This window comes from Dysgonomonas sp. HDW5B, assembly GCF_011299335.1.
Taxonomy (GTDB): domain Bacteria; phylum Bacteroidota; class Bacteroidia; order Bacteroidales; family Dysgonomonadaceae; genus Dysgonomonas_A.
This window is the reverse complement of sequence record NZ_CP049858.1, coordinates 2,851,319-2,875,379: the sequence shown is the minus strand read 5'-3', so window position 1 is coordinate 2,875,379 and position 24,061 is coordinate 2,851,319. Positions and strand designations below refer to the sequence as shown.

Below are 24,061 nucleotides of genomic sequence, written 5' to 3'. Positions count from 1 at the left end.
AAAATCAGTTTCGCCAATAAACCAATGAGGTTTTATCGGCTCTTAGTCCGGGGTGAGATATGAGAGTGATAGCAGGAGCTCCCGATGGTGTTGCTAATCTTAACGTAATCTGATCGCCCACAGCTAAAACAGGCGACATTAATACCAGAGTATATGTAACAACCGCTCCATTATAACTGAAGGGAATAATAACTTCCTGAAAGTCGATTAAGGTTGTGCCGTTTTTCACCAAATACAAATACCCTATTCCACGCTGATAAACACTACCTGCATACGAAGTAGTTCCATACAATCGGATCGAAAAAGTATATGTTCCCGTAGTGCCTATAGTGATATTACCCACAGGCAGAACAGTGGCACTTGCCCATTGTGATTGGGCTGAAGCAGAAGCCACAGAAGCCGATTTTGTATGAGATTGCAAATCGAGCAGATAAATTCCTTGTGATGATTGTGGATCAATATCTGAAATACGCCACCATATACCGTCACTCATATAAAATAACCCGGGAATAACGTTGTCCGGATATGTTCCGGCTGTATTTGTATTATAAGCCAGCATTCCATCCTTTGGATTGGGTATTGTAGTCTTGTCTTGAACCGACGTAAGTTTTACCCTATTGATAAGAAATGCCTTATTGGCAGAGGCTAATTCGATCTGTGCAGAAGATGAAACCGAAACCGCTTTACCAATATTCCAAACTGTTTGATTATAGTTATTGGTACTTATTTCGAATTGATTGGCCGAATTAATAATAAATTGAGTACGTGTGGCATCTCTGTTTATCATAACTTGTGCATTTATGAGCCAACTGCTGAAACAGAATATTGTAAAAAGAAATATTTTCATTATAAATGGTCTTTAAGTAGTAGTGTTTGGTAAATAATAGAGTATTATACTTTCCAATAGCTGGTATAAGTATATGTTTTATTCAGTTTTCCGGTTGTATGTGAGAGCGTAGCACCCACACGTATTTGAATCTGATCGCCTGCATAAGCAGTACACCCCAATACAATACTTGCCGTTATGCGGTTGGTTCCTCTATATATAGGAGTATTGAGTTCAGCAACATCAACTTTAGAGAAAGCAGTTTCTCCGGCTGCTTTCTTATATATAAATAAATATATCTGAGGCCTCAGTATCGAGTTTGAGGCATTGCCTCCTAACTCTGTTCCCGAAGTAGCCGTCATATCCAGATTTAAAGAAAAAGCGTAGCCGCCATCTTCTTTTATTGTTATATTTCCAAAATCAAGAGTTGATGTCTCTAAAGCCGATGCAGCATTTGCGGCTTGTAATACCAAGTCGGTTTTCAATAGTATTTTCTCCCTTAGCCCGGTATAGCTGTTTGTCTGCATTCTGAGCCATTTAGTACCATTATAGACATAAATACCGGGAATTGTATTGTCTGGAAACACTCCCCGTCGTCCTGTATTATATACAATCATTCCTTGAACAGGATTTGGTACTGTTGTTTTATCTGTAACCGAGGTCAACTCGACTCTGTTGGGTAAGAAACCTTGATTCGGGTCATTCATCGACAAAGAAGTATTTACCGAGGGAGTGGCTCCTAATGCTACACTTACACCTCCTTTTCCGTCATTTGCGACTATAAAATCATCCAAAAGCCCCACACTCCCTGCGGTGTTCGATAGGGGATCTATATGAAAAATACCTTGAGGACTTTTCGTATTTATGCCGACTTGAGCCTGAACCAAAAATGAAGATAAACTCCATATCCATAATAACTTGTTTCTCAATCCGATTCTCTTTTTCATCTCTATGTTTATATTATTAGTGTTTAGTTTAATAAATTCTTAGTTTAGCCTGCATACACAAGGTTTATGAGGCAATTTGCGGTAAAGATTGTTTCTCACTCTTGGTTTGCATCTGATGTGTTGATGATTTTTTACGAAAAAAGGCAGTAACATGTAATCACTACATGCCACTGCCGGACACAGTTGTTCCATAAGCAAACGAATCATTCGTGCCGACTTTGAACGACAACAAAAAAACAAATTAGCTACACGAAAGTGTTTGCCAAAACAACTATTAATATATTTATCGGGGAAATACTCTAAAACAAAAACTCTAGAGTCACAAACACACAATAACAAAAAAAGACGGAATAATCCGCCTAAAATATTTTTATTACCAGCACGGTTGCTAGTTAGCTCTCTCTCTCTCTCTCTCTCTCTCTCTCTCTCTCTCTCTCTCTCTCTCTCTCTCTCTCTCTCTCTAACATTTCAGCGCACAAAACAAAACCTAAACCGTTAAAATTTAAATAATTACAAGTAGATATGTTTGTTAATTTTGTTGTCATTATCACCGTAAATAGTTATTTTACAGAGGCAAAGTTAAAAATTTATTCCTATCATGCAATATAAAATAAGATTAAAACAATCTCGACCAGACTATAACAATTTAATCAATATATATTCTTGATATTTATTTGAACTAAATAAAAACTCATTCAATTTTTGAATATCGAACATCAAAAAAATATCAGAGAATATTATTCTCTTTTTAGATGATGAGATTAAAAGTATTTTTCATTCATTTTATTGTAAGATTTCAGGTAATTTTCTTTGATCGAATAAGTATTTAGTTAAATTTGCGATAAGTATTCGATATATAATCTCATTAAGTAAAAACCTAAATCTATTAATCTTTGATACTAGTACAATTCAATAAATTCTTCTGCCTAAATAAGTAAATATAAATATTCAACAGCACTAAAAAAAACGACTAAACGTATGAAAAAGTTAAGGATGATATGTCTTGTTTCAACTTTTTTACTTGGGCTACCTATGCTTCATGCCCAAAAGAAAAACACACAGGTTGAACTCGAGGTGCAACAGCCGGCCACAGGTCTGGATAAATCTCTGAAACGAAAAGTAGCTATTGCTAGATTTTCGAATGAAACATTGTATGGAAAAGGTATTTTCTATGATCGTGACCATGATCCTATGGCAAAACAAGCCTTGGATATTCTCTCCAATAAACTGGCATCTACCGGTAAGTTTATACTTCTCGAACGCTCTGATTTGGATAAGATACTCGACGAAAATGATAATAGCAACAGCAGGTTTAAAGGAACTGGTGCCGACTATATTATTGTAGGGTCTATCACCGAATTTGGAAGAAAAAACATTGGCGACGCCAATCTTATCTCGCGAACCAAAACCCAGATTGCAGAAGCTGCTGTCAGCCTGCGTTTAATAGATGTTTCGACAGGACAGATCATATATTCGGAAGAAGCAAAAGGGGAAGCCGAACTTAAGAGCAAATCAACATTGGGTGTAGGTGCTTCTGCCGACTTCGATATATCACTTAGCGATAAAGCTATATCGGCGGCTATCTCAAAACTTGTCGAAAATGTGATCAACAATTGTATGGATAGACCCTGGAGGGCTTATTTCTTAACCGTAGACGATGGCAATCTGTTTGTAACAGGAGGCAAAAGTCAAGGGTTAGCCATCGGACAGGAGTTTATCGTAAAAGAAAAAGGTAAAGTAGTCAAAAACCCACAGACAGGATTAAATATGGAGCTACCGGGTAAAGAAGCCGGCAGAATAAAAATAACCTTTACCGGTGGAGATAATCCCGAATCGGAATTCTCAATCGTTGAATTTATTCAAGGAGAAATAGATCATAGCAAATTAGAAAATTATTACATAGAGGAGATAAAAATATGAAAGCACACATCTGGTTATTGGCACTTCTGGTATTGGTACTGGGTGCATGTTCGGTAGGAAGAACAACCGAATCGAGAGGTCTGGAGAATCAAGCTTACCTTCAGTTTGTAAGAGGAAACACCGATAAGTATTCGGATGGAGTAGATGTGTATATTGATGATGCACAACCATTCAGGGCTAAAGTTGACAAGGTAGACTCACGCACGGTAAAAGGAAATACCTATGTAATAAAAAGCGGCAAACGACACCTCAAAGTGGAGTACAACGGCACTGTATTGTACGAAAAAGACATTATAGTAACCACTCAGGAAACACGCAAAGTACAATTACCTTAAACTAAACAACTAAATAAATACACCAACCGAACTATGAGAAAGTTAATTATTCCCATAATTGCACTTGCGTGCTTATGTATGGCAGTCAGCTGCACATCGTCCCAGAAAACATTATACACTTGGGGCGATTACCAGAACGAGTCGTATGATTACATGAAAAACGGAACAGATAAGAGCTTAGATGATTTATTGAGGGCATACGAAAACATCATCAATAACCAGAAGGGTACCAGACAAACTGTACCTCCCGGTGTATGTGCCGATTATGGTTACTTTCTGGTAATGAAAGGACAGAAAGAAAAAGGCTTGGAAATGATGAAAAAAGAAATAGCCTTATATCCTGAATCATCTGTATTTGTTACTCGAATCATTAATAAGCTTGAAAAATGAAAAACATAAGAACAACTTTCTTCGCACTTTTAGCGACCATCTTTTTATTTTCGTGCGGAACAACTAAACCAACTCACTCCAAAGAAGAGATGTATGGTGCATTATACAGCAATCATCCGGCCAGTATTGCCATCATGCCTCCTATCAATAAAACAAATAATGTTGAAGCTAAAGAATTCTTTTATCTGACTTTATCTCAACCGTTAAGCGAACAAGGATATTATGTACTCCCTCCATTCTTAACGATGGAAATGTTTAAAACAGAAAGCGCCTACGATGCCGAACAATTTATAAACGGACCGCTAGGCAAGTTTAAAGATGTGCTTGGTGCAGATGCTGTATTATTTACAACGATCCATAAATGGGAAAAGAAAGCGGGATTGGCAAATACAGTCAATGTTGAAGTTGAATATTCTTTAAGGTCTACTCAAAACAACGAAGAATTATTTTACCGCAAGGGAAACATTATTTACGATGCATCTATCAGCTCTTCGGGAGCCGGTTTGATGGGAGCCTTAGTTAGTATGGCTGCATCTGCAATCAATACAGCAGCAACCAACCATATCAAAGTAGCGCGGGCTTGTAATAATTTCATTTTATCCGATACTCCTGCGGGAACATACAGCCCCAATTTCGGGCAAGATAAATTGTCTTTAGCCGGTGAAAAAGAATTTACTCAAACGATTAAATAACAGATAAATTTACCGATAAAAGGATACCCCCTCTATTCATTACTGAATAGAGGGGGTACTTATTTATTTGAAAGCCGATGCAAATTCGGTTGTAGGCTTAATTTCACTATAGATATACAGTGTATTACCTAAAGGATCGAGTATGGCAAAAGACCTATCACCCCAAGGATTATCAGCCAGAGGTCTTACTGCTTTCAGCCCCTCGCCCGTAATCAACCGCTGATATTCTTCGTCTACATTCTTAACACTAAAATTTAGCGTAACTCCCTTCTCTTCGAAGAGTGGCTCACCGCTTTGTGGAGCCATAAAAGAAAGGGTAAACTGCTTTTTATCACCAAATGCTACAGCCGAATACCATTCATAATCAAATGTAACAACAGCACCCATATACTTCACATAAAACTCTTTACACTCTGTTGCCTTAGTTGTATGAAAACACACCGACAAATCTTTTATATCCATTTCTGCTCATTATTAGTTAAGAAGCAAAGTTATGGGTTCTTTAAATCATAGTATTGTAAAAATCGGACACTATTACTCAAGTCAATTTTAGAAGGAGTGATACCTGTATACCTCTTAAAGTCTTTTATAAAATGTGCCTGATCGAAATAGCCCTGATAATTGGCTGGGTCTCCTTTTATTAAATCGAGATTATTGCTGAAACGTATTATGTTTGCATAATCTTTTGTTCCTATTCCAAGCAGGTCTGTTACTTTTCGCTGCATTTGCCGTGTACTCAAACCAATCGAATCCGAAATGGTTTGCACCGATATTATCCCCTGATAACGATCAATTAAATGAAAGAGTGCAGTTAATCGTTTATCTTGTTTATGCTGATTAAAGTGTAGCTTCAATAGAAATTGAGAATCAAGATAATCAAAAACCGTATTCTCTGAAACATTCAGACTATCATTCAAAGCGTTTTTATTCAGATGCCAGTCGGATAAATCCACAGAAGCCGACCCATCCAACAAATCGCTAATAGTCATATCTAACAGTACCGATAAAGCCAGTGGTTTAAACCGAATACCGATAACATTCCATTTATTGCGCTGCACAGTTGTGAGTTTACTCCAGATACCAACCAAAGCAGTATCTGAGATACAATTATTCTGCAATGAGATAATCATATCGAAATAGCCATCCGGTATTATGTCAAAAGGTTGGATTGTACCTTCACCACACTCAAAAGACCAATATGTTTTTATGTAATCCTGCAATAGCGGATGAGGCAAATACTCGCGATATGTAACAAAAGGCTGTTGCATATGGTCAATTCAGATTCATCAAAAGAATCAGTATCAAACCGAAAAATCGAATCTGTCTTGCTTTGTTTTTTCGTATATCTTACGATCAAATAAATACAACATGGCCGGTTTGTGGCTGACATTCTCCTGACGTTTTCCTGACGGAATCAGGTATTTCATATTAGAAATCTTACGTCTGAAATTACGTTTATCAAAATTGGTATCCAATATTATTTCATAGAGAGTCTGCAATTCGGTCAGTGTAAAGAGTTCGGGCAATAACTCAAATAAGATCGGATTATTTAATAAATCCTCACGTAACCTCATCAATGCAGCATCCAGTATATCCTTATGGTCATAAATCAGCTCCTTTACTTCCGACACCTTATGCCAACGAGCTACATTATAAAGGTGCGAAGCATCTATATCGGAGATATTAACCAACGAATAGTAAGCAACGGTTACTACCCTGTTGTCTCCTACCCCTTGTTCTTTTTTCCATTTGTAATCGCGGTCACGCAACTTCAGACGGTTAACATCGCTAAATACACTTAGTTGCTTCAAATAGACATCTTCGGTAATACCACTCTGTTCACGTAATATACGAACAGCCGTCTCTTCAGTCGTTTCGTCTCTCAGAACGTGGTTTCCGGGAAGCTTCCATTCCTCATAAATGCGTCCTCTATAATTAATAAACTCCTGACGGAGCAATACTCTCAAAGCATTTCTCTCATAGCCAAACACAACACAATCAACGGATATGTTCTTAAGAATATTAGATGCACTCATTAGGAAGTGTATATATAGTTATAGGAATAATAGATACTTATTGCCGGACTTTATAATCATAATAGTCTCCAGTTATTATACTTGTCATAGCAATAAAAGGTCTTACACCTTAATTTAGACAAAATTAAACTTTTTTTTGTACCCACCATCTTTTTATGTCAAAAAACATATCGTGTTCCTAAAACACTAACAAAATACATAAAACACACTTAGCTTAGTGTAGATTTAACAACTAAAATTCGTTTTTTTCAGAAATTATTATTCACCTTTGTACAGAAACCTAAACATTGTTTAACCAAAATACCATAGCGCAATGATTACTAAATATTTAAGTAATACATATACCGTTTCAGCTCTACTATCTTCCTTTTACATCCGTTTATCGGCTTCTAAAAATCATTAATCAGATTAATTGAACAATCTAAAACAATATTTAGACCGTATGGATTGGTGTTCGATTACGGTTTGAAAACAAATCTCAGCTATAAATTAAGTATTAAATGGCAATTTAAATCTTGGAATCTATGAACAGTAAGAAAAAAATGAGACTAATGAAGTCTTGGCAAAAAACTTGCCTGGCAATAATGTTGCTCTTGCTTCCGGCACTTGCCTTTGCACAATCCGTTCAGGTAACGGGTAATGTGAAGGATCAGGCGGGAGAGGCAATTATTGGTGCTACAATTGTTGTAAAAGGCAATACCGCTACAGGTACTGTTACCGATTTTGACGGTAATTACTCAATATCCGTACCGGGTAATGCTACTCTTGTATTCAGTTATTTAGGAATGGAAACAGCTGAAGTGGCTGTTAACGGACAAAAAACAATCGATGTTACATTAAAAGACGACAGCAAATCGCTGGATGAGGTTGTAGTAGTAGGTTATGGTACTATGCGAAAAAAAGACCTTACAACGGCTGTAGCCAGCGTATCTTCGAAAGAATGGGCCGACCGACCTGTTATTTCGGCACAACAAGCTCTGCAAGGTAAAGCTGCCGGTGTACAGGTAATTCAACCTTCGGGAAAACCCGGTGCAGGTCTTACTGTACGTGTACGTGGTACTACATCGCTAAATGCCGGTAATGACCCTCTTTATGTTGTTGATGGTATACCAACCAATGATATTACAAATATATCGCCAACCGATATCGAAAGTTTACAGATATTAAAAGATGCTTCTTCGGCAGCTATATATGGTGCACGTGCAGCTAATGGTGTGGTTTTGATCACAACTAAACAAGGCTCTGCCGGAAGATCGGAAGTAAGCGTATCGATGTTTGCCGGATTTTCGAATGTGGCAAAAACGATCAAAACTTTAAATACAACCCAATTCTATGATCTATACGATGAGATATATGGTGCAGGCTCTGCTGACAGGACAAAGAACACTTACACTAATTGGAGTGACGAAATGTATAGTACAGGGGTAAAACAAAACTACCAGGTATCTTTATCAGGAGGAACAGATAAGGTTAATTATTTTATTTCGGGAGGTTATCAGGACGAAAGCGGTATTATTAAACCTGCATCTTATGATCGGTATTCATTCAGAAGCAACACCAGTGCACAAACCAAAGATTGGTTAAAAGTGACATCGAATGTGAGCTTTGCTAAAACTTCGCGCCGTGATGTGGCCGACAATGCCAACTCGGGACGTGGTGGGGTTATTATGTCGATCTTAAATACTCCTCCCTTTATGACTAAATGGGATCCTGCCGAGCCAACATACTACTACAGAAACCCTTATCAAGGAGCATGGGAAAACCCATATGCTCAGGCTGATACTTACGATCAAAATTCCGATTACCGCTTTATGGGTAATGTTGGATTAGATTTTACAATCACTAAAGACTTACATTTCAAGCCCAGCTTTGCTCTTGATTATACAGCCCACAAGTGGGACAAATTTATCGATCCTGTAAAAACCAATTACGGAAGAAATGCCAACGGACGTGGCGAACATGCCGATGACGAATATTCTACATGGTTGAGTGAAAATATTATTACTTACGATAAAAAATTTGATGGCAAGCATAATCTATCCTTATTAGGTGGTGGAACTTTCCAAAAATACAATCATAGCAATACATACATGTCTGTTGAAGATTTTGTGAAAGGTGCAAACTTCGAGACTATGACTTTAAATATGGCAAATAAAATAAACAGTGCAACTACTTCGAAAGATGCCAATACATTGGTATCATTCCTTGGACGTGTACAGTATGACTACGAAAGTCGCTATTTATTTACAGCCAATATTCGTGCCGATGGATCTTCAAAACTAGCTCCGGGTAACCGTTGGGGGTACTTCCCATCTGTTTCGGGAGGATGGAGATTTTCTAGTGAAGAGTTTTTCATGCCTTTAACCAATGTTGTAAACGATGCCAAATTAAGATTGGCATGGGGACAGAATGGTAACCAAAATGGTATCGGTAATTATGATTATATGCAAAAATACGACCTTAGCAGAACTGAGCAAACTTCAAGTGGTGCACCAACAGGTCCGAATATCAATGTAGGAAGATATGGAAACCGTAATTTGAAGTGGGAAACAACAACTCAGTTTAACCTTGGATTAGATCTTAGTTTATTTGATTCCAGATTAACCGCTGAATTTGATGTGTATCACAAGAAAACAACCGACTTATTACTTTACATAACATTACCAGCAAGTGTTGGACGTGAGTTACCAATGAGGAACGATGGAGAGATGATTAATAAAGGTTTTGAGTTCAACCTTACAGGTCATATTCTGACCGGAACTGTTACTTGGGATGCCTCTGCGAATATGTCTTTTAACAAGAATAGATTATCAAAACTAGGCTTAACACCCGAATATTCTACTGCTAAAATAGAAAGTAATAACTCTGATGTTATCATTATGAGAGAAGGACTTCCTTTAGGCAGTTTCTACGGATATATTTCTGAAGGTGTTGACCCTGAAACAGGTAATATTAAATACAAAGATTTAAATAATAACGGTATCACAGGTACTGCAGACCCTAATGATAAAACTATCATCGGTAATGCTCAACCCGACTTTACTTATGGTCTAACTAATAATGTGAGTTGGAAAAACTTCACTTTGTCTGCATTCATCCAAGGATCATACGGAAACGATATTTACAATGCAACCAGAATAGATATCGAAGGTATGTTCGATCATAAAAATCAATCTACAACTGTCCTTAACCGATGGATGCGCCCTGGTATGGTTACAGACATACCCAGAGCTACAGTATCTAAAGAAAATGTTCAGAACTCAACAAGATTTGTCGAAGATGGTTCATATATCCGTTTAAAAGCACTTACTCTAGCTTATAATTTCAATAAGAAATTACTTCAACCACTAGGTATATCTGCTCTTAGTATCTATGGAACAGCAGACAACCTGGTTACTCTTACAAAATATAGAGGCTATGATCCTGAATTAAGTTGGAATGGCACCAGTGCTGCTCAACTGGGCATTGATATGGGAACATTCCCACAAACCCGCTCTTTTATATTCGGACTTAATCTAACATTCTAAATCGAACAATCATGAAATACAATATAAAATATCTGTTCTGTGTTTCGCTTGCCAGTTTAGCTCTTATATCTTGCAACGACTTTCTGGATGAGAAACCGTCTTCGGAGCTTACCGATGATAATTTAGGCATTGATAATAACAATACTGATTCTTTAAAATATACGACAGCGACTCAGGCTGAGCAATTAGTGGCAGGAGCCTACAACGACTTTGGATCTGAATTCTGGCAATTGGACTGGTACATCATAAACGATGCGCAAACCGATAATGCTTATGCAGGAGAACCTAACGACGAACGCATGCAAATCGATGAGTTTAGAATAACTCCTACCAATCAGAACGTAAGCCGAGATTGGGCATATCTATACAAACATATTGCAAAAACAAATGCAATATTGACATGGGTACCTCGTATTACCGACTCGGCATTGAGCGACCAACGCCGCAAAGAAATTCTTGGTGAAGCTTCAGTAATGCGTGCCTTATGTTATTTCAATCTGGTAAGAATATATGATCATGTGCCTCTTATCACCGAAGATATTCCTGAAATTACAACAGAGAATATAGATCAGATATATCCGTTGTTATACCCTGCTCAAACATCTAAAGACTCGGTATATACTCAAATTCTAAAAGATTTGGATTATGCTATTGCTAATGTACCTGACTATTCAGGAGATAATAAATTTAAAATTACAAAAGCGGTAACCAATCTTATACTTGCTCAGGTATATGCTACTAAAGACGGAGTTGCCAATACCGATTGGGCTAAAGTAAAACAATATGCCGAAGCAGTAGTTAACGACAGCCGTTACGGATTATTGGACAATTTTGATGATTTGTTTACAATCGGAGAAACAGCTCCCGACAAAGTATTACCAAGTGTAGACTTGAAGTACGAGAACTCTAAAGAATCGTTATTCGAAGTAAACTATACCTCATGGAGTGCTTTAGGCAACTGGGGTGCACAAATGTTTTATGGTGTAGACTGGAAGAAATTCAATACACCGAGTCAGGATCTTTACAAAGCATTTAACAACGAAGGCGATGTTGTTCGACGTGATGCTTCTATCCGTTTTGGCGATGTTACCGGACTTTGGGCTGATAAATACTGGCCATCGAATGCTTATCCGTTCTGTAACAAATTGAGAAGTCAGGAAAAAGGAAATATTATTCTTTTCCGTCTGCCCGAAGCTATTCTTCTATTGGCTGATGCTGAAAACGAACTGGGCAATACCTCTAAAGCAAAAGAACTACTGAACCGTGTACGTACTCGTGCTCAATTGCCCAATACAACTGCTAATTCGAAAGACGATATTCGCTTGGCTATTGAAAAAGAGAACCGTTTGGAATTTGCTTTCGAAGGAAAACGTTTCTTTGATCTGAAACGCCGTGGACGTTTTATTCAAGTAATGAGGGCTTGTGGCGATCATCAAAAAGAGTACGCAACCAGATTAAATGACAACAGATTGTTATGGCCTATTCCTCAAAGTGAAATGGATCAAAACGTAAATCTGATTCAAAATAAGGGTTATTAACCAATAAAGCTGTAAACAAGTTGACTAGTAAACGTGTATATCTGTCGACAAAGCTTGACAACCCGTCTACGAGTTCGCTTGCCAGCTAATAAAAACGTATTACAATGAAAAGAATAAACATAAATATATTGCTAGGGGTACTTGCCTTATTCATGCTTGTGTCATGCGAAGAAAAGGATGAGCGCACGGTATATCCCCATTCAACACCCGTTATCGAGTCTGTAGCGATCAATCCTACCAGCTTTGTATACGGCGATTCAGTAACCATTACAGCAAAGGTATCTGACCCCGTAACGCCTCTTTCGACACTAGAAATGAGAATGGTAGTAAACGACAAAGTAGTAGCCACTCAAAAACTAAGAACAGTGGGCAACAGCACCGAAGTATCTGCTAAATTTAAGGTTGCTTATATCAGTGAGCTTCCCAATGATGCAGACGTTGAGGTTTCTGTCAACCTTATAAATGTTGAAGGAGATGTTACATCGACTTCTGTTAAAGGAATAAAAGGACACAGAACATATTACAAAGAACTGTATCTGGTATTGGATAATGGTAATGTAATCACATTGACTCCCGAAGGTGCCAAATCTGACAAGTATAATTCGCCTGAAGTAGATTTGAAAAACAGCATCCGTTATAAAATAGCAGAGAAAATAACGGCCGATAAACAAATCGATTTCTCAGGTGATGTATGGGGTTTCAAAGACGGAAGTATTCAACTGGTTGACGAAACGGGCGATTATATCAAAACAACCGAGAAGATGAAAAAATCGACTACTGGTATACTGTTCGATACATATGCATTTGCTACAACACTATCAGGACTTGATCTGGTAAATATATCGAGTCTCGATCTTGAAGCATTTGATGATTTAACAATAGCAGGCGAAACCTTCAAAGAAGGCAGTTTCTATATCGAAAAGAATAAAGAAATTACGCTTACAGGAGACCTGAAGAACGCTGTATTTAATCTTGATTATTTTGAGCGTATCGCCGATAACAAAGTGAAATTCCTTGGAGAAACAGGTCCTTGGGTACTAGATTACAGTGCTGCCCGCAAATATGTACTTGTACAGGATTTAGATTCCAACTATCCGAATGTACTTCTGGCTTGCGGCGAAGGCTTAGGCTATCCGTCTAAAGTGAAGATTGAAGCCACCAGTGGATGGGGATTTGATCAGATCAAACAATTTATCCTGTTCAAGAAAACAGCAGACAATGAGTATCAGGCAACCGTTTATTTCGATGCAACCAAAGCAAACTTCAAGTTCTTCGAAAACAAAGGTTGGGGTAATGAGAAAAAATCTGACGATTATGCACTTCCTGCCATACTGATAAACAGTAAAACCAAAGGTGCTAATGATGGCAACTGGTATGCTGCTGAGAATGCAAAATCAGGAAACTATAAGATAACCATTAACTTATCCACAAAGGTTGTCACTGCAGTGGCGGTAACTCTTCCTTAACGGATATTGATATGTACTGAAATAGTATGCTCTGTCCTTTATTAATGAGGGACAGGGCATATATCACTTAAGGTCGCAGACTTTTTTGTTACTTAAAACAATAATTAATATGAAAAAATACCTCATCCTTTTCTCTTCTCTTTTACTAGGTTTGGCGTCATGTTCTTCTGACGACTCCAACGAACCAAGTACACCAACTCCCAAACCTGAAACCAAAGGAGTAGAGGTTTACTTGACTGTACGATCGAGCACACAACGACTAACTAAACAACCGGATATCAGCTTCTCAAATGATGTTACCAATCTCACAATCAGATTGGATAGCACCGATGTTAAACAAGAAATAGAAGGTTTCGGAGGATCGCTTACAGGTTCGTCCGCCTACCTTATCAAAAACATGTCGGAAGCTGCAAGAACAAAACTGCTTAACGACTTATTTACCGAAAGCGGTATAGCTCTTAAGTATTTACGCTTGACTATCGGCTCTTCGGATTTTTCGATAGGTAATTATACGTATTGCGACGAAAGCGGTATCAATAACTTTGCAATACCGGCAGCAGATAAACGCGATTTGTTACCTGTATTAAAAGAAATTCTCGCTCTCAATAAAAACATCAAGCTAATGAGTACCCCTTGGAGTGCTCCTGCTTGGATGAAAAAAAATAAGCACCTTTATGGAGGCTCATTAATAGGAGAATCGGTATATAACGACTTTTCCGACTATTTTGTAAAATACATTCAAGCCTATAAAAACGAAGGTATCAATATTGATGCTATCAGCTTGCAAAACGAGCCACGGCACGAAATAGGTTCTTATCCAACCATGTATATGGAATGGAATGAACAGAATCAGATCATACGCGATTATCTGGGTCCTAAGTTTAAGCAAGCGGGAATTGCTACTAAAATTCTGATCTGGGATCATAATTTTGACGGATACGATTATCCAAGTAAAATTCTGGATGACTCTAAAACCAAAGAATATGTAGGAGGTGCTGCATTTCATGGATACGGAGGTTCTCCTGCCGATCTTGATAACCTGTTGAAATCGCATCCTGATGTTCCACTCTATTTTACCGAGCAATCGGGTGGCGGATGGAATACCGATGATGCTGTCGGCAATATGTTGTATTACATGAAAGAAATGTTGATGCCAACCATCAACAAGGGTTCGAGAAACTTTCTGATGTGGAATATAGCTCTCGATTCGGGCAATGGTCCTGTAACCACTACGGGTGGAGGCTGTCAGGATTGTAGAGGTATTGTTACCATCAAAGACAATAACACGTACACAGTAAACGAAGAGTATTATTTATTAGGGCATTTCTCGAAGTTTATCAAAGAAGGTGCACACAGAATAAAGTACACGGTTGTAGGCACACAGCCAACTAATATGCAAATATGCTCATTCCTGAACCCCGACGGTTCGAAGGTCGTAGTTGTGCTTAATCAAACGGGAGCCACTCAACAGTTTACAGTACGCACAGGGGATAGAAGATTTACATATAACTTATTCAATCAGTCGGTTGCATCTTTTATATATAAATAAGGTTTGAGACCTTAGCGGGTCGGGTAAAAGGCTCAGTCTTGATCTTTTATTTCGTTTTGCATCAAGGCAAAATGAAAAACAAACTCAAAGGGTGCGTTAGAAATAAAAGAACCCATAAACAGCATTACTAAAAGTAGAAATCATATATTCATTAATCATATAAATATTTACACATGAAGAAAACCTTATTAGCAATTTCATTTGCTTTGGCTTTATTATCGTGCAGCAAACAGTCCACTTATGTGGAGGCGTATGTTACCACGGCAGACAAATCGATGACTATGGTAAAGGATAGTATTTTGTTGCAAACCAATAACGATACTATCAAACACAATCTGATAACGCTCGATCCAAGCGTAAAATATCAGGAAATGGATGGATTTGGAGCAGCTATAACAGGATCTACCTGCTACAATCTTTTGAAGATGACTCCCGAAAACAGAGCTAAGTTATTGAAAGAAACTTTCGACCCTGTTGATGGTGTTGGATACAGCTATATCCGCATTTCTATTGCATGCTCTGACTTTTCTCTTGAAGATTATACATACTGTGATAAACCCGGTATCGAAAACTTCGAGATGCACGAATTGGATAAACGCGATTTATTTCCTATTCTGAAAGAAATATTGGCAATCAATCCAAACATCAAAATCATGGCTTCGCCCTGGACTCCTCCAAAGTGGATGAAGGTTAACAACTTAAAAGACCGTAAGCCATTCGATTCTTGGACTAGCGGTCAGTTAAATCCTGATTACTATCAAGATTATGCAACTTACTTTGTGAAGTATATCCAAGCAATGGAGAAAGAAGGATTCAACATTGAATCTATCACCATTCAAAACGAACCTTTGAACAGAGGCAATTCAGCATCGTTGTATATGACTTGGCAAGAGCAACGCGATTTTATTAAATCGGCACTTGGACCGGCTTTCGAAAAGAATGGTATCAAAACAAAAATCGTGGTTTATGATCACAACTACGACTATGATGTAAACAAACCCGAAAATGCAGACCAAGGTCAGTATCCATTAAAAATATATGAAGATGCAGAAGCAGCCAAATATATTGACGGAGCGGCTTATCACGCTTATGGTGGCGATAAAGAAGAATTATTGAAAATACACGAAGGTCGTCCTGACAAAAACCTGTACTTTACCGAAATGTCAATCGGACTATGGGGTAATGGTTACGATTTTGGTGGTGATTTGATGTGGAACATGAGAGAGGTTTGTATCGGAACCATCAATAACTTCAACAAAGCGGTTATCATGTGGAACTTTATGTTGGATGATAAACACGCACCATTCCGTCCGGGTGGATGCGATATTTGTTTGGGAGCAATTGACATCAATTCTTCAGACTATGCTACAATGACTTACAACAGTCACTATTATACAATGGCTCACCTGTCGAAAGTGATTAAACCCGGTGCCAGAAGAATTAAAGCTGAAGGCAATACTTCTGCTAAAATTCATTATTCGGCATTCGAAAATCCTGACGGATCGTATTCTGTTGTATTACTGAACGAAGAAGATACAGCTCAAAGAATTAGTATTGCTGAAGGAAAATACATATTCACACACGAAATTCCTGCCAAAGCTGTAGTTTCTTATATCTGGAAAAATCCAATCTAACTTTTTTTTCTTTTTATACATATTTTCAAGCAAGAAAACCACCGGAGCGTTACGCCGCCGCCGGTGGTTTTTATTTCATGTATTATACTGGTATAAAATATCTAATGACACATCTGTGTTGGTAGGGGCAGACCTATGTGTCTGTCAGAAATAGGTGAACACTATTATTACTCAAAAAAAGTGTTTGTTCAAGAAGTCCATAAAACGATCTTTATAGGTGTCGGATACAGGGATATATTCTTTTCCGAAAACAATACAATTGCGTTCAATCGTCTTTATCTTATTCAGATTAACTATAAACGAGCGGTGTACCCGCATAAATTGTTTTGCAGGAAGTTTTTCGTCTAAAGACTGCATACTCATCAACGAACTGATAGGTTCCGAAACTCCTTCGAGATGAAACTTTACATAATCTTTTTGGTTCTCAATATATAAGATATCATTAAGCTCTATCTTTTCCATCCGATAACCCGATTTTATAAAGATGCTCGAAGCTTCGTTTGTATCAACAAGTTTAAACCACCCCATCGCTTTATTAGATGCCTGAAGAAACTCGGTATAACTTATAGGTTTCAATAAGTAATCCAAAGCATTGATTCGAAAGCCTTCAATTGCATACTGCTCGTAAGCAGTGGTAAAAATAACACGGGTAGATGCAGGTAATGTTTTCGAAAACTCTAATCCGCTAATTTGAGGCATATTAATATCAAGATACAATACCTGAATATTACCCGCACGAAGGGTCTCCATGGCTGCCAAAGGATTCTCAAAAGTAGCTACCAAATCCAGATAAGGTGTTTGCACGACATATGCCTTCAGCAAGTCTATTGCCAAAGGTTCATCATCTATTATAACACATCGTAGTTTCATATCGTTTCATTTTTGAGGAAAGTCAATCCGTAATAATACGAAAAAGCTTTCGATTCGTCTTTCCACTATAAGTTCGTGATTGTTCGGATAAATGAGTTCAAGTCTTTTGGTCAGATTAGCAAGTCCTATACCCGAATTACCTGTCTCGATATGGTTTTCCGATTCGGATATACTATTTTCGACTGTACACAACACCCCTTTTTCTTTTTCTACCAGTATTTTAATGTCTATAAAACAATCTTCATCGGAACTCAAGCCATGTTTAAAGGCATTTTCGATAAGCGTCATAAACATCAACGAAGCAATCATATCCTTGCTTTCTTTATTCTCTATCAATACATTTAATCGAATATTCGAACTTATCCGAAGCTTCATCAAATCAATGTAATTACGGGTAAATTCAAGCTCCTTATCAATGGGTACAAACTTACGGTCGTTATCATACAATACATACCTTAAAAGATTGCTTAGCCGATGCACCGAATCCTGAGCTTTATGCTGATCGATAATTATCAGCGAATATATATTATTGAGTGTATTGAACAGGAAATGTGGATTGAGCTGACTTCGCAGATTCCGCAAATCAGCTTCAAGTTGAGTACTCTTTACTTTTTCGTAGTTAATAGAATCGCGATACCAGCGAGCTGTCATTTTTATGGCAACGCTTAATCCTATAACAAAGATAATAAGTAAATAATCGGTAAAAATTCGCATCCCAAAAGGAGGCTTATGCCTTCGCGGAACACCTTCCCTTTCTCCCATCGGTGGTGGATTCATTGTATAAAATGAAGAAAAAATAAAATCCATAACCATTGTCTGAATACCGACCAGCATAGCTATAAGCACAATATTTACACAGATATAAGCCGCAATTTTTTTATGAAACAACAGCTTTTCTATCAGATATAAATAATTGATATAAAACAACAAGGCAAAGATACCCACCTGAGTAAAATAAGAAATGTAAGGTATACTATCAAAAGTACCTTCTCTCGACATAATATAGACAGGTACAAGTAATACTATGCACCAGATCAGTACGTGCGAAAATAGTTTGATGGAATTCTTCACATTCATATTTGTTTGAGATAATTAAAACCGTTGCTTTTATTCATAACGTAATGCTTCTATCGGATCGAGATCCGATGCCTTCTTCGCCGGATACCATCCGAAGAATATGCCTGTAATAGTACAAACCAGAAAAGACAAAACTATAGTATAAATCTCAATATCGATAGGCCAAGACAAAATATTTTTCACCAGATACGAACTTCCTATTCCGATAGCGACTCCAATCACCCCACCCGTTACACTTAACAGGATGGCTTCTATAAGAAATTGCATCAATATATCTATACCTTTGGCTCCTATCGACATACGCAGTCCGATTTCACGTGTACGCTCTGTTACAGACACATACATTATATTCATAATACCGATACCTCCTACCAATAATGAGATACCTGCTATACAGGCTAGTAATACGGTCATCATATCGGTAGTGGAACTCATCATCGTAATCAGTTCTTTTTGCGAACGCACATTGAAGTCGTCTTCAGCATTGGCTCCTATTTTATGACGTTGACGCAGAATATCTTCGATACTCTTAATGGCGTCTTCGGTAGCATCTTCAGTAGCTGCCGAAACCGAGATCGACTGAATATAGGTAATCGCCAGAATACGTTTCTGAACCGTTGTATAAGGAGCCAGAATAAGATCGTCCTGATCCATACCCATCGTATTATCGCCTTTTGAGGTCAATACACCAATTACCCTAAAGGGTATTTTATTGAAGCGGATAGTCTGCCCCACAGGATCTTCACCATTAGTAAATAAATTATCAACTACTGTCTGCCCGATAAGGCAAACTTTAGCTGACGATTTTACATCTGCCTCGGTAAACATCTCTCCCTGAGCTACTGTATATTTACGAATATCGAGATAAGACGGGTTTACTCCATAGATGGAAGTCGGTGCATTATTGGCTCCAAAAATAACTTGCCCTGATGATGAAATTTCGGGCGAAGCTGCCGAAATATATTCAGCCTGATCGGCAATTGCTTCATAATCCTCCAATTTGAGCGTCTGCATACTGGATGCACTTTGACGAACTCCTCCAAACTGCCCTGTTCCGGGACGAATATTTATCATATTCGATCCCATTGTCGATATTTGATCCTGTATACTACGCTTCGACCCCTGCCCTATGGCAAGCATCGTAATAACTGCTGCCACACCGATAATTATACCCAGCATGGTTAAAAAACCTCTGAACTTATTACCGCTGAGGGCTCGAAGTGCTATTTTAAATAAATTGATAAAATTCATACCTTACTTTTTTAAAGTCACAGACCTTTGTTTTTGATGTTCCTAAGATCAGTTTTCTTTGGGTAGACTATCGAGAACGTCTTTTGCCGAACGTATATTTGTATTATAGACATCTTCTTTGATACGTCCGTCTCGAATCACAATATTGCGACTGCTAAATTCTGCTATTTCCTGATTGTGAGTTACAAAAATGATAGTCCGGTTTTCGTCCTTATGCATCCGTTGCAAAAGAGTCAGTATCTCGAATGATGTTCGTGTATCGAGATTTCCGGTTGCTTCATCTGCCAGAATAATAACCGGCTCGTTTACCAAAGCACGGGCAATTGCCACCCGCTGTTGCTGACCTCCCGACATCTGATTCGACTTGTGATTGAGCCTGTCACCCAAACCCACATCCTGCAAAGATTTAATAGCACGTTCGCGACGCTCTTTGGACGAAACGGACGAATTATACATCAATGGAAGTTCTACATTTTCGATGGCTGTGGTTTTAGCCAAAAGATTATAGGATTGAAAGATAAAACCGATCTTTCGGTTGCGAAGAGTCGCCCTGTTATTTTTATCCATTGTACGCACCGAAACTCCATCCAAATAATAGTCACCTACCGAAGGTGTGTCTAAACAACCCAAGATATTCAGCAAGGTAGATTTACCCGAACCACTGGTTCCCATGATGGTCACAAATTCGCCTTCGAAGATGGAGAAGCTCACACCTCGCAAAGCATGTACTGTTTCTTCACCTACCACAAAGTCGCGTTTCAGATTGTCTACTTTTATTATTTCTTTAGCCATTATCTTACTTTTTAGGATTGACAATTATCTCCTGTCATTTCCATGACCTTGATTCTCACGATTAGAACCGTTTTCTTTGGATTGATCGTTTTTGTTGTCGCCTTTTTTAGTATTCTTATTTTCTTTTTTATTAAAATCAACAAAATTGCCGGGTACACCCAGTTTCTTTAGCGATTTTTTTAGCTTGCTCTTACTATTTTTACTCTTATCGAATTTCACGACAACGTTAGATTTACCCATATTCACCTGCACGGCAACTACTCCTGCTAATTCTTCTATGTGTCTTCTCAAATCGTACTCAGTGAATCGATTATCGGTAAATTGATAGGTTTCGGTCAAATAATCAACCTGCACTTGCTGATGATTCGGTTTACGATCGCCGTCAGCCGGTTTTGACTGGGCATAGCCTACCATTGGCATGATCAAGCAGAGAGATAATAGTAGTATTTCGAATATGTTATCCACTTTCTTTTTGTTTTTTTTCATCTGATTTTCTTTCAATATTTATTTTTTATTCCCTTCGGGTCGTTTTGGCATAAATGGGCTTGATTCTCCACTACTTGCAGAAGCTTCGGTTTTAGGTGCTCCTGCTTCCATTTTCTGCGAGATACCTGTAACAATTACATCCCCATCTTTCAAACCATCTTTCACCATCGTATTTATTCCATCCGAAACTCCCACAGTGATCAATCTGGGCGATAGTTTATTCTCCGACTTAATCCAAACTGTTTTTTTAGTTTTGTCTTTGGGATCAGAGGCTATGGGATGCTCTACAACCAAATCTTTAATATCTTTCAGTAATGCGGGATAGGGATTAAACCTCAAAGCTTTTGACGGAACTTTAAGCACATCCTTTTCTTCCATTGTGTATATATTTACATTGGCTGTTAATCCGGGTTTTAATTTCAAATCGGGATTCGGTGCATCTATAACCACTTCGTATGTCACAACATTGGAAGTGGTAGTTGCTTCCAAACGTACCTGTACCACTTTTCCTTCAAATTCATCGTCAGGATAGGCATCAACCGTAAACGAAACCCGTTGACCTTCATTCACATCTCCTATATCGGCTTCATCGACATTGGCAATAACACGCATCTTGGTCAAATCGTTAGCTATCGTAAATAAGGTCGGAGTACTAAAAGAGGCCGCTACTGTTTGACCTTCTTCTACTGCTCTGGATATTACAACACCGTCAATGGTAGACGAAATGGTTGCATATCCCAGATTAGTCTGAGCTTTAAAGACTGCAGCTTTGGATGATGTCACTGCATATTTAGCTGTTTCGTAAGTAGTTTGTGCAGCTTCCCAATCAACTTTACTGATAGCTTGTTTTGCCCAAAGTTCTTTTTGGCGGTTAAAATTTCGCTGCTGATTCAGAAAGTCGGCTTGCTTCGACAGTAAAACAGCCTGTGCATTCTCCAACTCCGAATTAAGAAGGTTTTTATCCAACTCAGCTAATATTTCGCCTTTCTTTACGACCGAATTGTAGTCTACATATATCTTGGATATTACACCCGACACTTGTGTACCAACTTCTACTAATTTGATAGGCTCGATAGTACCTGTGGCGGTAACCGATGTTGCAATATCTCCTTTTTGGACTTTAGCTGTATCTAAAATCATTGCAGACTTTTCGCTTCGGGGTAAGAAGAAATAAAGACCACAGGCTATAATTATTACAACTGCTATAATTAGGTATTTCTTTATTTTTTTATTCATTGCTATTCTATTAAGTAACTCTAAAAATTTATTGCTACATTTTATAACCATAACTATCTCTCGCTATTATACTTGCCAAAGCAATAAATAGGTCTGAGGCCTTAAGCTCGGAGAGCTATTAAAAAATTCGACAAGTATAACCACTCTAAACTGTTACTTTCTTTAAAGACTAATTTCCTGTCCCTGATAAAAATTAAGTAACTTCAAACTCAATATGGCTGAGTATTTAGCTTGTATAAATTCCTGCAAGGCATTTGCGTAGTTGTTTTTTTCGGTAGTCAGCTCCACAATATTGCGTACTCCCAAGTTATATTGCTCCGATATCAGATTGTAGCTCAATTCGGTTGATCCGAGTTTATCCTTGGCTGCAACGTATTTGCTTTGTGCCGATACTACATCCTGATAGAGGCTCTCAATTGTTCGCAGTAAAGCTTTCTGTTCGTCCAACAAAGCCAGTTCGGCAGTTTTGATATCAAGACTAGCCTTTTCTACATTCGATTTGTTTTGTCGGTTATCGAATATGGGAATACTCAATGTTAAACCTATATTTTGATCGAAATTTCGTCCAAGCTGAGTAAAAAACGATGGCGACTGACTATAAATCTCACCTGTACCCATACTTCCCGTCAATGTTAACGTAGGCAAATACCCTGCTTTTGCCGAAGACTTATTGAGATTAGCCAGTTTTATACCCAATTTGCTGTTTTCTATTTCGGGCATTATCTTTAATGCTGTACGGTAAATGTCTTCTTTTCTAGGTACCATTTGCAGCACGTTATCATCTGCTATTGGAGGAAATTCGACTTGAAAATCAACATCAAGATCCAATTCCAGCAATTGTTTTAACTGAAGTTTATAATTATCGAATGAGTTTTGTGCAGCTACCACATCGTATTTATTGGCACTGTACTGAGCTTCTATTTGTGCATACTCGCTTCGTGTAATACTACCCGCATCCAGAAAATCTTTGGTTTGTTTCAATTGCACTTCGGTCGATTCGAGTATATTCTGGCTGTTTTTGATAGCCTCACGTGCGTACAACATCTGCAAGTATGCCTGTGTAATGGAAATTTCTATACTATTTTGAGTTTCACGAGTGGTGTACTCCTGAGACTGCTTTTTTAGCTGAGCTTCTTTTATAGTATTCAGATTACGCTTTCCATTAAAAAGAGTTACATTGGCATTCAAGGCATATTGTCCGACCAATGAGCTTTTGAATTTATACTCACCATCGGTGTTCACCACTTGTGCATTCGAAAAACCATGCGAAACATTCCCTGTAAGACTTGGAAAAAGTGCCGCTTTCGACTGTAATTCATCTACGGCATAACTATCTTCTGTAATCTGCGATTTTTGCACCTGAATATTATTTTCACGGGCATACTCTATACACGATCTTAATGTCCAGCTTTGTTGAGCCAAAAGCGATTCTGAGATCAACAAACTGAAGGTTACAGCAGAAATAATTATACAATAATATCTTTTCATT

Annotated in this window: 21 protein-coding genes; 9 read left to right on the top strand and 12 right to left on the bottom strand. The window is 38.0% G+C overall.

The features are described 5' to 3' along the window. Positions 1-4: 4 nt before the first annotated feature. Complete coding sequence (locus G7051_RS11790) at positions 5-847, bottom strand: hypothetical protein (protein WP_166200511.1); 843 nt, start codon at positions 845-847, stop codon at positions 5-7. A 44-nt stretch (positions 848-891) separates the two neighbouring features. Then, the gene (locus G7051_RS11785) at positions 892-1,773 is read right to left on the bottom strand and encodes a hypothetical protein (RefSeq protein WP_166200509.1); all 882 of its coding nucleotides are present in this window, start codon (positions 1,771-1,773) and stop codon (positions 892-894) included. 978 nt (positions 1,774-2,751) lie between these two features. Here G7051_RS11785 and G7051_RS11780 point away from each other — a divergent pair. The 4 genes from G7051_RS11780 to G7051_RS11765 are packed head-to-tail and all read left to right on the top strand — an operon-like array spanning position 2,752 to position 5,110. Next, positions 2,752-3,693 carry a CsgG/HfaB family protein gene (locus G7051_RS11780; RefSeq protein ID WP_166200507.1) on the top strand — a complete coding sequence of 314 codons (942 nt, stop codon included), beginning with the start codon at positions 2,752-2,754 and terminating at the stop codon, positions 3,691-3,693. After that, a complete protein-coding gene (locus tag G7051_RS11775; RefSeq protein WP_166200505.1) occupies positions 3,690-4,028 on the top strand; it encodes a hypothetical protein in 339 nt (112 codons plus the stop codon). The genes G7051_RS11780 and G7051_RS11775 overlap by 4 nt, the downstream gene beginning before the upstream one ends. Positions 4,029-4,061: 33 nt before the next feature. After that, a complete protein-coding gene (locus G7051_RS11770; RefSeq protein ID WP_166115493.1) occupies positions 4,062-4,418 on the top strand; it encodes a DUF4810 domain-containing protein in 357 nt (118 codons plus the stop codon). Further along, positions 4,415-5,110 (top strand): GNA1162 family protein, encoded by a 696-nt coding sequence (locus G7051_RS11765; protein ID WP_166115491.1) that lies wholly within the window; start codon positions 4,415-4,417, stop codon positions 5,108-5,110. The genes G7051_RS11770 and G7051_RS11765 overlap by 4 nt, the downstream gene beginning before the upstream one ends. Before the next feature lie 63 nt (positions 5,111-5,173). On the opposite strand, the gene G7051_RS11760 is transcribed toward G7051_RS11765, so the two are convergent. The 3 genes from G7051_RS11760 to G7051_RS11750 are packed head-to-tail and all read right to left on the bottom strand — an operon-like array spanning position 5,174 to position 7,146. Beyond that, complete coding sequence (locus G7051_RS11760) at positions 5,174-5,572, bottom strand: VOC family protein (protein ID WP_166200503.1); 399 nt, start codon at positions 5,570-5,572, stop codon at positions 5,174-5,176. A gap of 29 nt (positions 5,573-5,601) precedes the next feature. Continuing rightward, positions 5,602-6,378 carry an AraC family transcriptional regulator gene (locus G7051_RS11755; protein ID WP_166200501.1) on the bottom strand — a complete coding sequence of 259 codons (777 nt, stop codon included), beginning with the start codon at positions 6,376-6,378 and terminating at the stop codon, positions 5,602-5,604. A gap of 33 nt (positions 6,379-6,411) precedes the next feature. Continuing rightward, positions 6,412-7,146, bottom strand: coding sequence for an NUDIX domain-containing protein (locus G7051_RS11750; RefSeq protein WP_166115485.1), 735 nt, complete (start codon positions 7,144-7,146; stop codon positions 6,412-6,414). A 524-nt stretch (positions 7,147-7,670) separates the two neighbouring features. Here G7051_RS11750 and G7051_RS11745 point away from each other — a divergent pair. The 5 genes from G7051_RS11745 (at position 7,671) to G7051_RS11725 (ending at position 16,860) form a co-directional block, all read left to right on the top strand. Next, on the top strand, positions 7,671-10,673 hold the full coding sequence (locus tag G7051_RS11745) for a TonB-dependent receptor (RefSeq protein ID WP_255493206.1): 3,003 nt from the start codon (positions 7,671-7,673) through the stop codon (positions 10,671-10,673). A gap of 11 nt (positions 10,674-10,684) precedes the next feature. Next, on the top strand, positions 10,685-12,211 hold the full coding sequence (locus G7051_RS11740) for a RagB/SusD family nutrient uptake outer membrane protein (protein ID WP_166200499.1): 1,527 nt from the start codon (positions 10,685-10,687) through the stop codon (positions 12,209-12,211). A gap of 104 nt (positions 12,212-12,315) precedes the next feature. After that, positions 12,316-13,677, top strand: coding sequence for a DUF5016 domain-containing protein (locus tag G7051_RS11735; protein ID WP_166200497.1), 1,362 nt, complete (start codon positions 12,316-12,318; stop codon positions 13,675-13,677). Positions 13,678-13,786: 109 nt separating this feature from the next. Then, positions 13,787-15,226: a glycoside hydrolase family 30 beta sandwich domain-containing protein gene (locus tag G7051_RS11730; RefSeq protein ID WP_166200495.1), complete on the top strand. Its 1,440-nt coding sequence runs from the start codon at positions 13,787-13,789 to the stop codon at positions 15,224-15,226. Between the two features lie 173 nt (positions 15,227-15,399). Further along, entirely contained in the window at positions 15,400-16,860 is a 1,461-nt protein-coding gene (locus G7051_RS11725) for a glycoside hydrolase family 30 beta sandwich domain-containing protein (protein WP_166200493.1), read from the top strand. 171 nt (positions 16,861-17,031) lie between these two features. On the opposite strand, the gene G7051_RS11720 is transcribed toward G7051_RS11725, so the two are convergent. The 7 genes from G7051_RS11720 to G7051_RS11690 all read right to left on the bottom strand — a co-directional run bounded on the left by G7051_RS11720 (position 17,032) and on the right by G7051_RS11690 (position 24,060). Further along, a complete protein-coding gene (locus G7051_RS11720; RefSeq protein WP_166200491.1) occupies positions 17,032-17,730 on the bottom strand; it encodes a LytTR family DNA-binding domain-containing protein in 699 nt (232 codons plus the stop codon). Positions 17,731-17,736: 6 nt separating this feature from the next. Beyond that, positions 17,737-18,807, bottom strand: a complete 1,071-nt coding sequence (locus G7051_RS11715; RefSeq protein ID WP_255493205.1) for a sensor histidine kinase — start codon at positions 18,805-18,807, stop codon at positions 17,737-17,739. A gap of 30 nt (positions 18,808-18,837) precedes the next feature. After that, positions 18,838-20,058, bottom strand: coding sequence for an ABC transporter permease (locus G7051_RS11710; RefSeq protein WP_166200489.1), 1,221 nt, complete (start codon positions 20,056-20,058; stop codon positions 18,838-18,840). Positions 20,059-20,106: 48 nt separating this feature from the next. Beyond that, entirely contained in the window at positions 20,107-20,850 is a 744-nt protein-coding gene (locus tag G7051_RS11705; protein ID WP_166115471.1) for an ABC transporter ATP-binding protein, read from the bottom strand. Positions 20,851-20,874: 24 nt separating this feature from the next. Continuing rightward, the gene (locus G7051_RS11700; protein ID WP_166200487.1) at positions 20,875-21,336 is read right to left on the bottom strand and encodes a cation transporter; all 462 of its coding nucleotides are present in this window, start codon (positions 21,334-21,336) and stop codon (positions 20,875-20,877) included. A gap of 18 nt (positions 21,337-21,354) precedes the next feature. Further along, positions 21,355-22,572, bottom strand: coding sequence for an efflux RND transporter periplasmic adaptor subunit (locus G7051_RS11695; protein WP_166200485.1), 1,218 nt, complete (start codon positions 22,570-22,572; stop codon positions 21,355-21,357). A gap of 162 nt (positions 22,573-22,734) precedes the next feature. Next, the gene (locus tag G7051_RS11690; protein ID WP_166200483.1) at positions 22,735-24,060 is read right to left on the bottom strand and encodes a TolC family protein; all 1,326 of its coding nucleotides are present in this window, start codon (positions 24,058-24,060) and stop codon (positions 22,735-22,737) included. Position 24,061 lies beyond the last annotated feature (1 nt).

Excerpts from the sequence above, each read along its gene's own strand:
- G7051_RS11790 (WP_166200511.1), bottom strand. The coding sequence starts at position 847 with ATGAAAATATTTCTTTTTACAATATTCTGTTTCAGCAGTTGGCTCATA.
- G7051_RS11785 (WP_166200509.1), bottom strand. The coding sequence starts at position 1,773 with ATGAAAAAGAGAATCGGATTGAGAAACAAGTTATTATGGATATGGAGT.
- G7051_RS11780 (WP_166200507.1), top strand. The coding sequence starts at position 2,752 with ATGAAAAAGTTAAGGATGATATGTCTTGTTTCAACTTTTTTACTTGGG.
- G7051_RS11775 (WP_166200505.1), top strand. The coding sequence starts at position 3,690 with ATGAAAGCACACATCTGGTTATTGGCACTTCTGGTATTGGTACTGGGT.
- G7051_RS11770 (WP_166115493.1), top strand. The coding sequence starts at position 4,062 with ATGAGAAAGTTAATTATTCCCATAATTGCACTTGCGTGCTTATGTATG.
- G7051_RS11765 (WP_166115491.1), top strand. The coding sequence starts at position 4,415 with ATGAAAAACATAAGAACAACTTTCTTCGCACTTTTAGCGACCATCTTT.
- G7051_RS11760 (WP_166200503.1), bottom strand. The coding sequence starts at position 5,572 with ATGGATATAAAAGATTTGTCGGTGTGTTTTCATACAACTAAGGCAACA.
- G7051_RS11755 (WP_166200501.1), bottom strand. The coding sequence starts at position 6,378 with ATGCAACAGCCTTTTGTTACATATCGCGAGTATTTGCCTCATCCGCTA.
- G7051_RS11750 (WP_166115485.1), bottom strand. The coding sequence starts at position 7,146 with ATGAGTGCATCTAATATTCTTAAGAACATATCCGTTGATTGTGTTGTG.
- G7051_RS11745 (WP_255493206.1), top strand. The coding sequence starts at position 7,671 with ATGAACAGTAAGAAAAAAATGAGACTAATGAAGTCTTGGCAAAAAACT.
- G7051_RS11740 (WP_166200499.1), top strand. The coding sequence starts at position 10,685 with ATGAAATACAATATAAAATATCTGTTCTGTGTTTCGCTTGCCAGTTTA.
- G7051_RS11735 (WP_166200497.1), top strand. The coding sequence starts at position 12,316 with ATGAAAAGAATAAACATAAATATATTGCTAGGGGTACTTGCCTTATTC.
- G7051_RS11730 (WP_166200495.1), top strand. The coding sequence starts at position 13,787 with ATGAAAAAATACCTCATCCTTTTCTCTTCTCTTTTACTAGGTTTGGCG.
- G7051_RS11725 (WP_166200493.1), top strand. The coding sequence starts at position 15,400 with ATGAAGAAAACCTTATTAGCAATTTCATTTGCTTTGGCTTTATTATCG.
- G7051_RS11720 (WP_166200491.1), bottom strand. The coding sequence starts at position 17,730 with ATGAAACTACGATGTGTTATAATAGATGATGAACCTTTGGCAATAGAC.
- G7051_RS11715 (WP_255493205.1), bottom strand. The coding sequence starts at position 18,807 with ATGAATGTGAAGAATTCCATCAAACTATTTTCGCACGTACTGATCTGG.
- G7051_RS11710 (WP_166200489.1), bottom strand. The coding sequence starts at position 20,058 with ATGAATTTTATCAATTTATTTAAAATAGCACTTCGAGCCCTCAGCGGT.
- G7051_RS11705 (WP_166115471.1), bottom strand. The coding sequence starts at position 20,850 with ATGGCTAAAGAAATAATAAAAGTAGACAATCTGAAACGCGACTTTGTG.
- G7051_RS11700 (WP_166200487.1), bottom strand. The coding sequence starts at position 21,336 with ATGAAAAAAAACAAAAAGAAAGTGGATAACATATTCGAAATACTACTA.
- G7051_RS11695 (WP_166200485.1), bottom strand. The coding sequence starts at position 22,572 with ATGAATAAAAAAATAAAGAAATACCTAATTATAGCAGTTGTAATAATT.
- G7051_RS11690 (WP_166200483.1), bottom strand. The coding sequence starts at position 24,060 with ATGAAAAGATATTATTGTATAATTATTTCTGCTGTAACCTTCAGTTTG.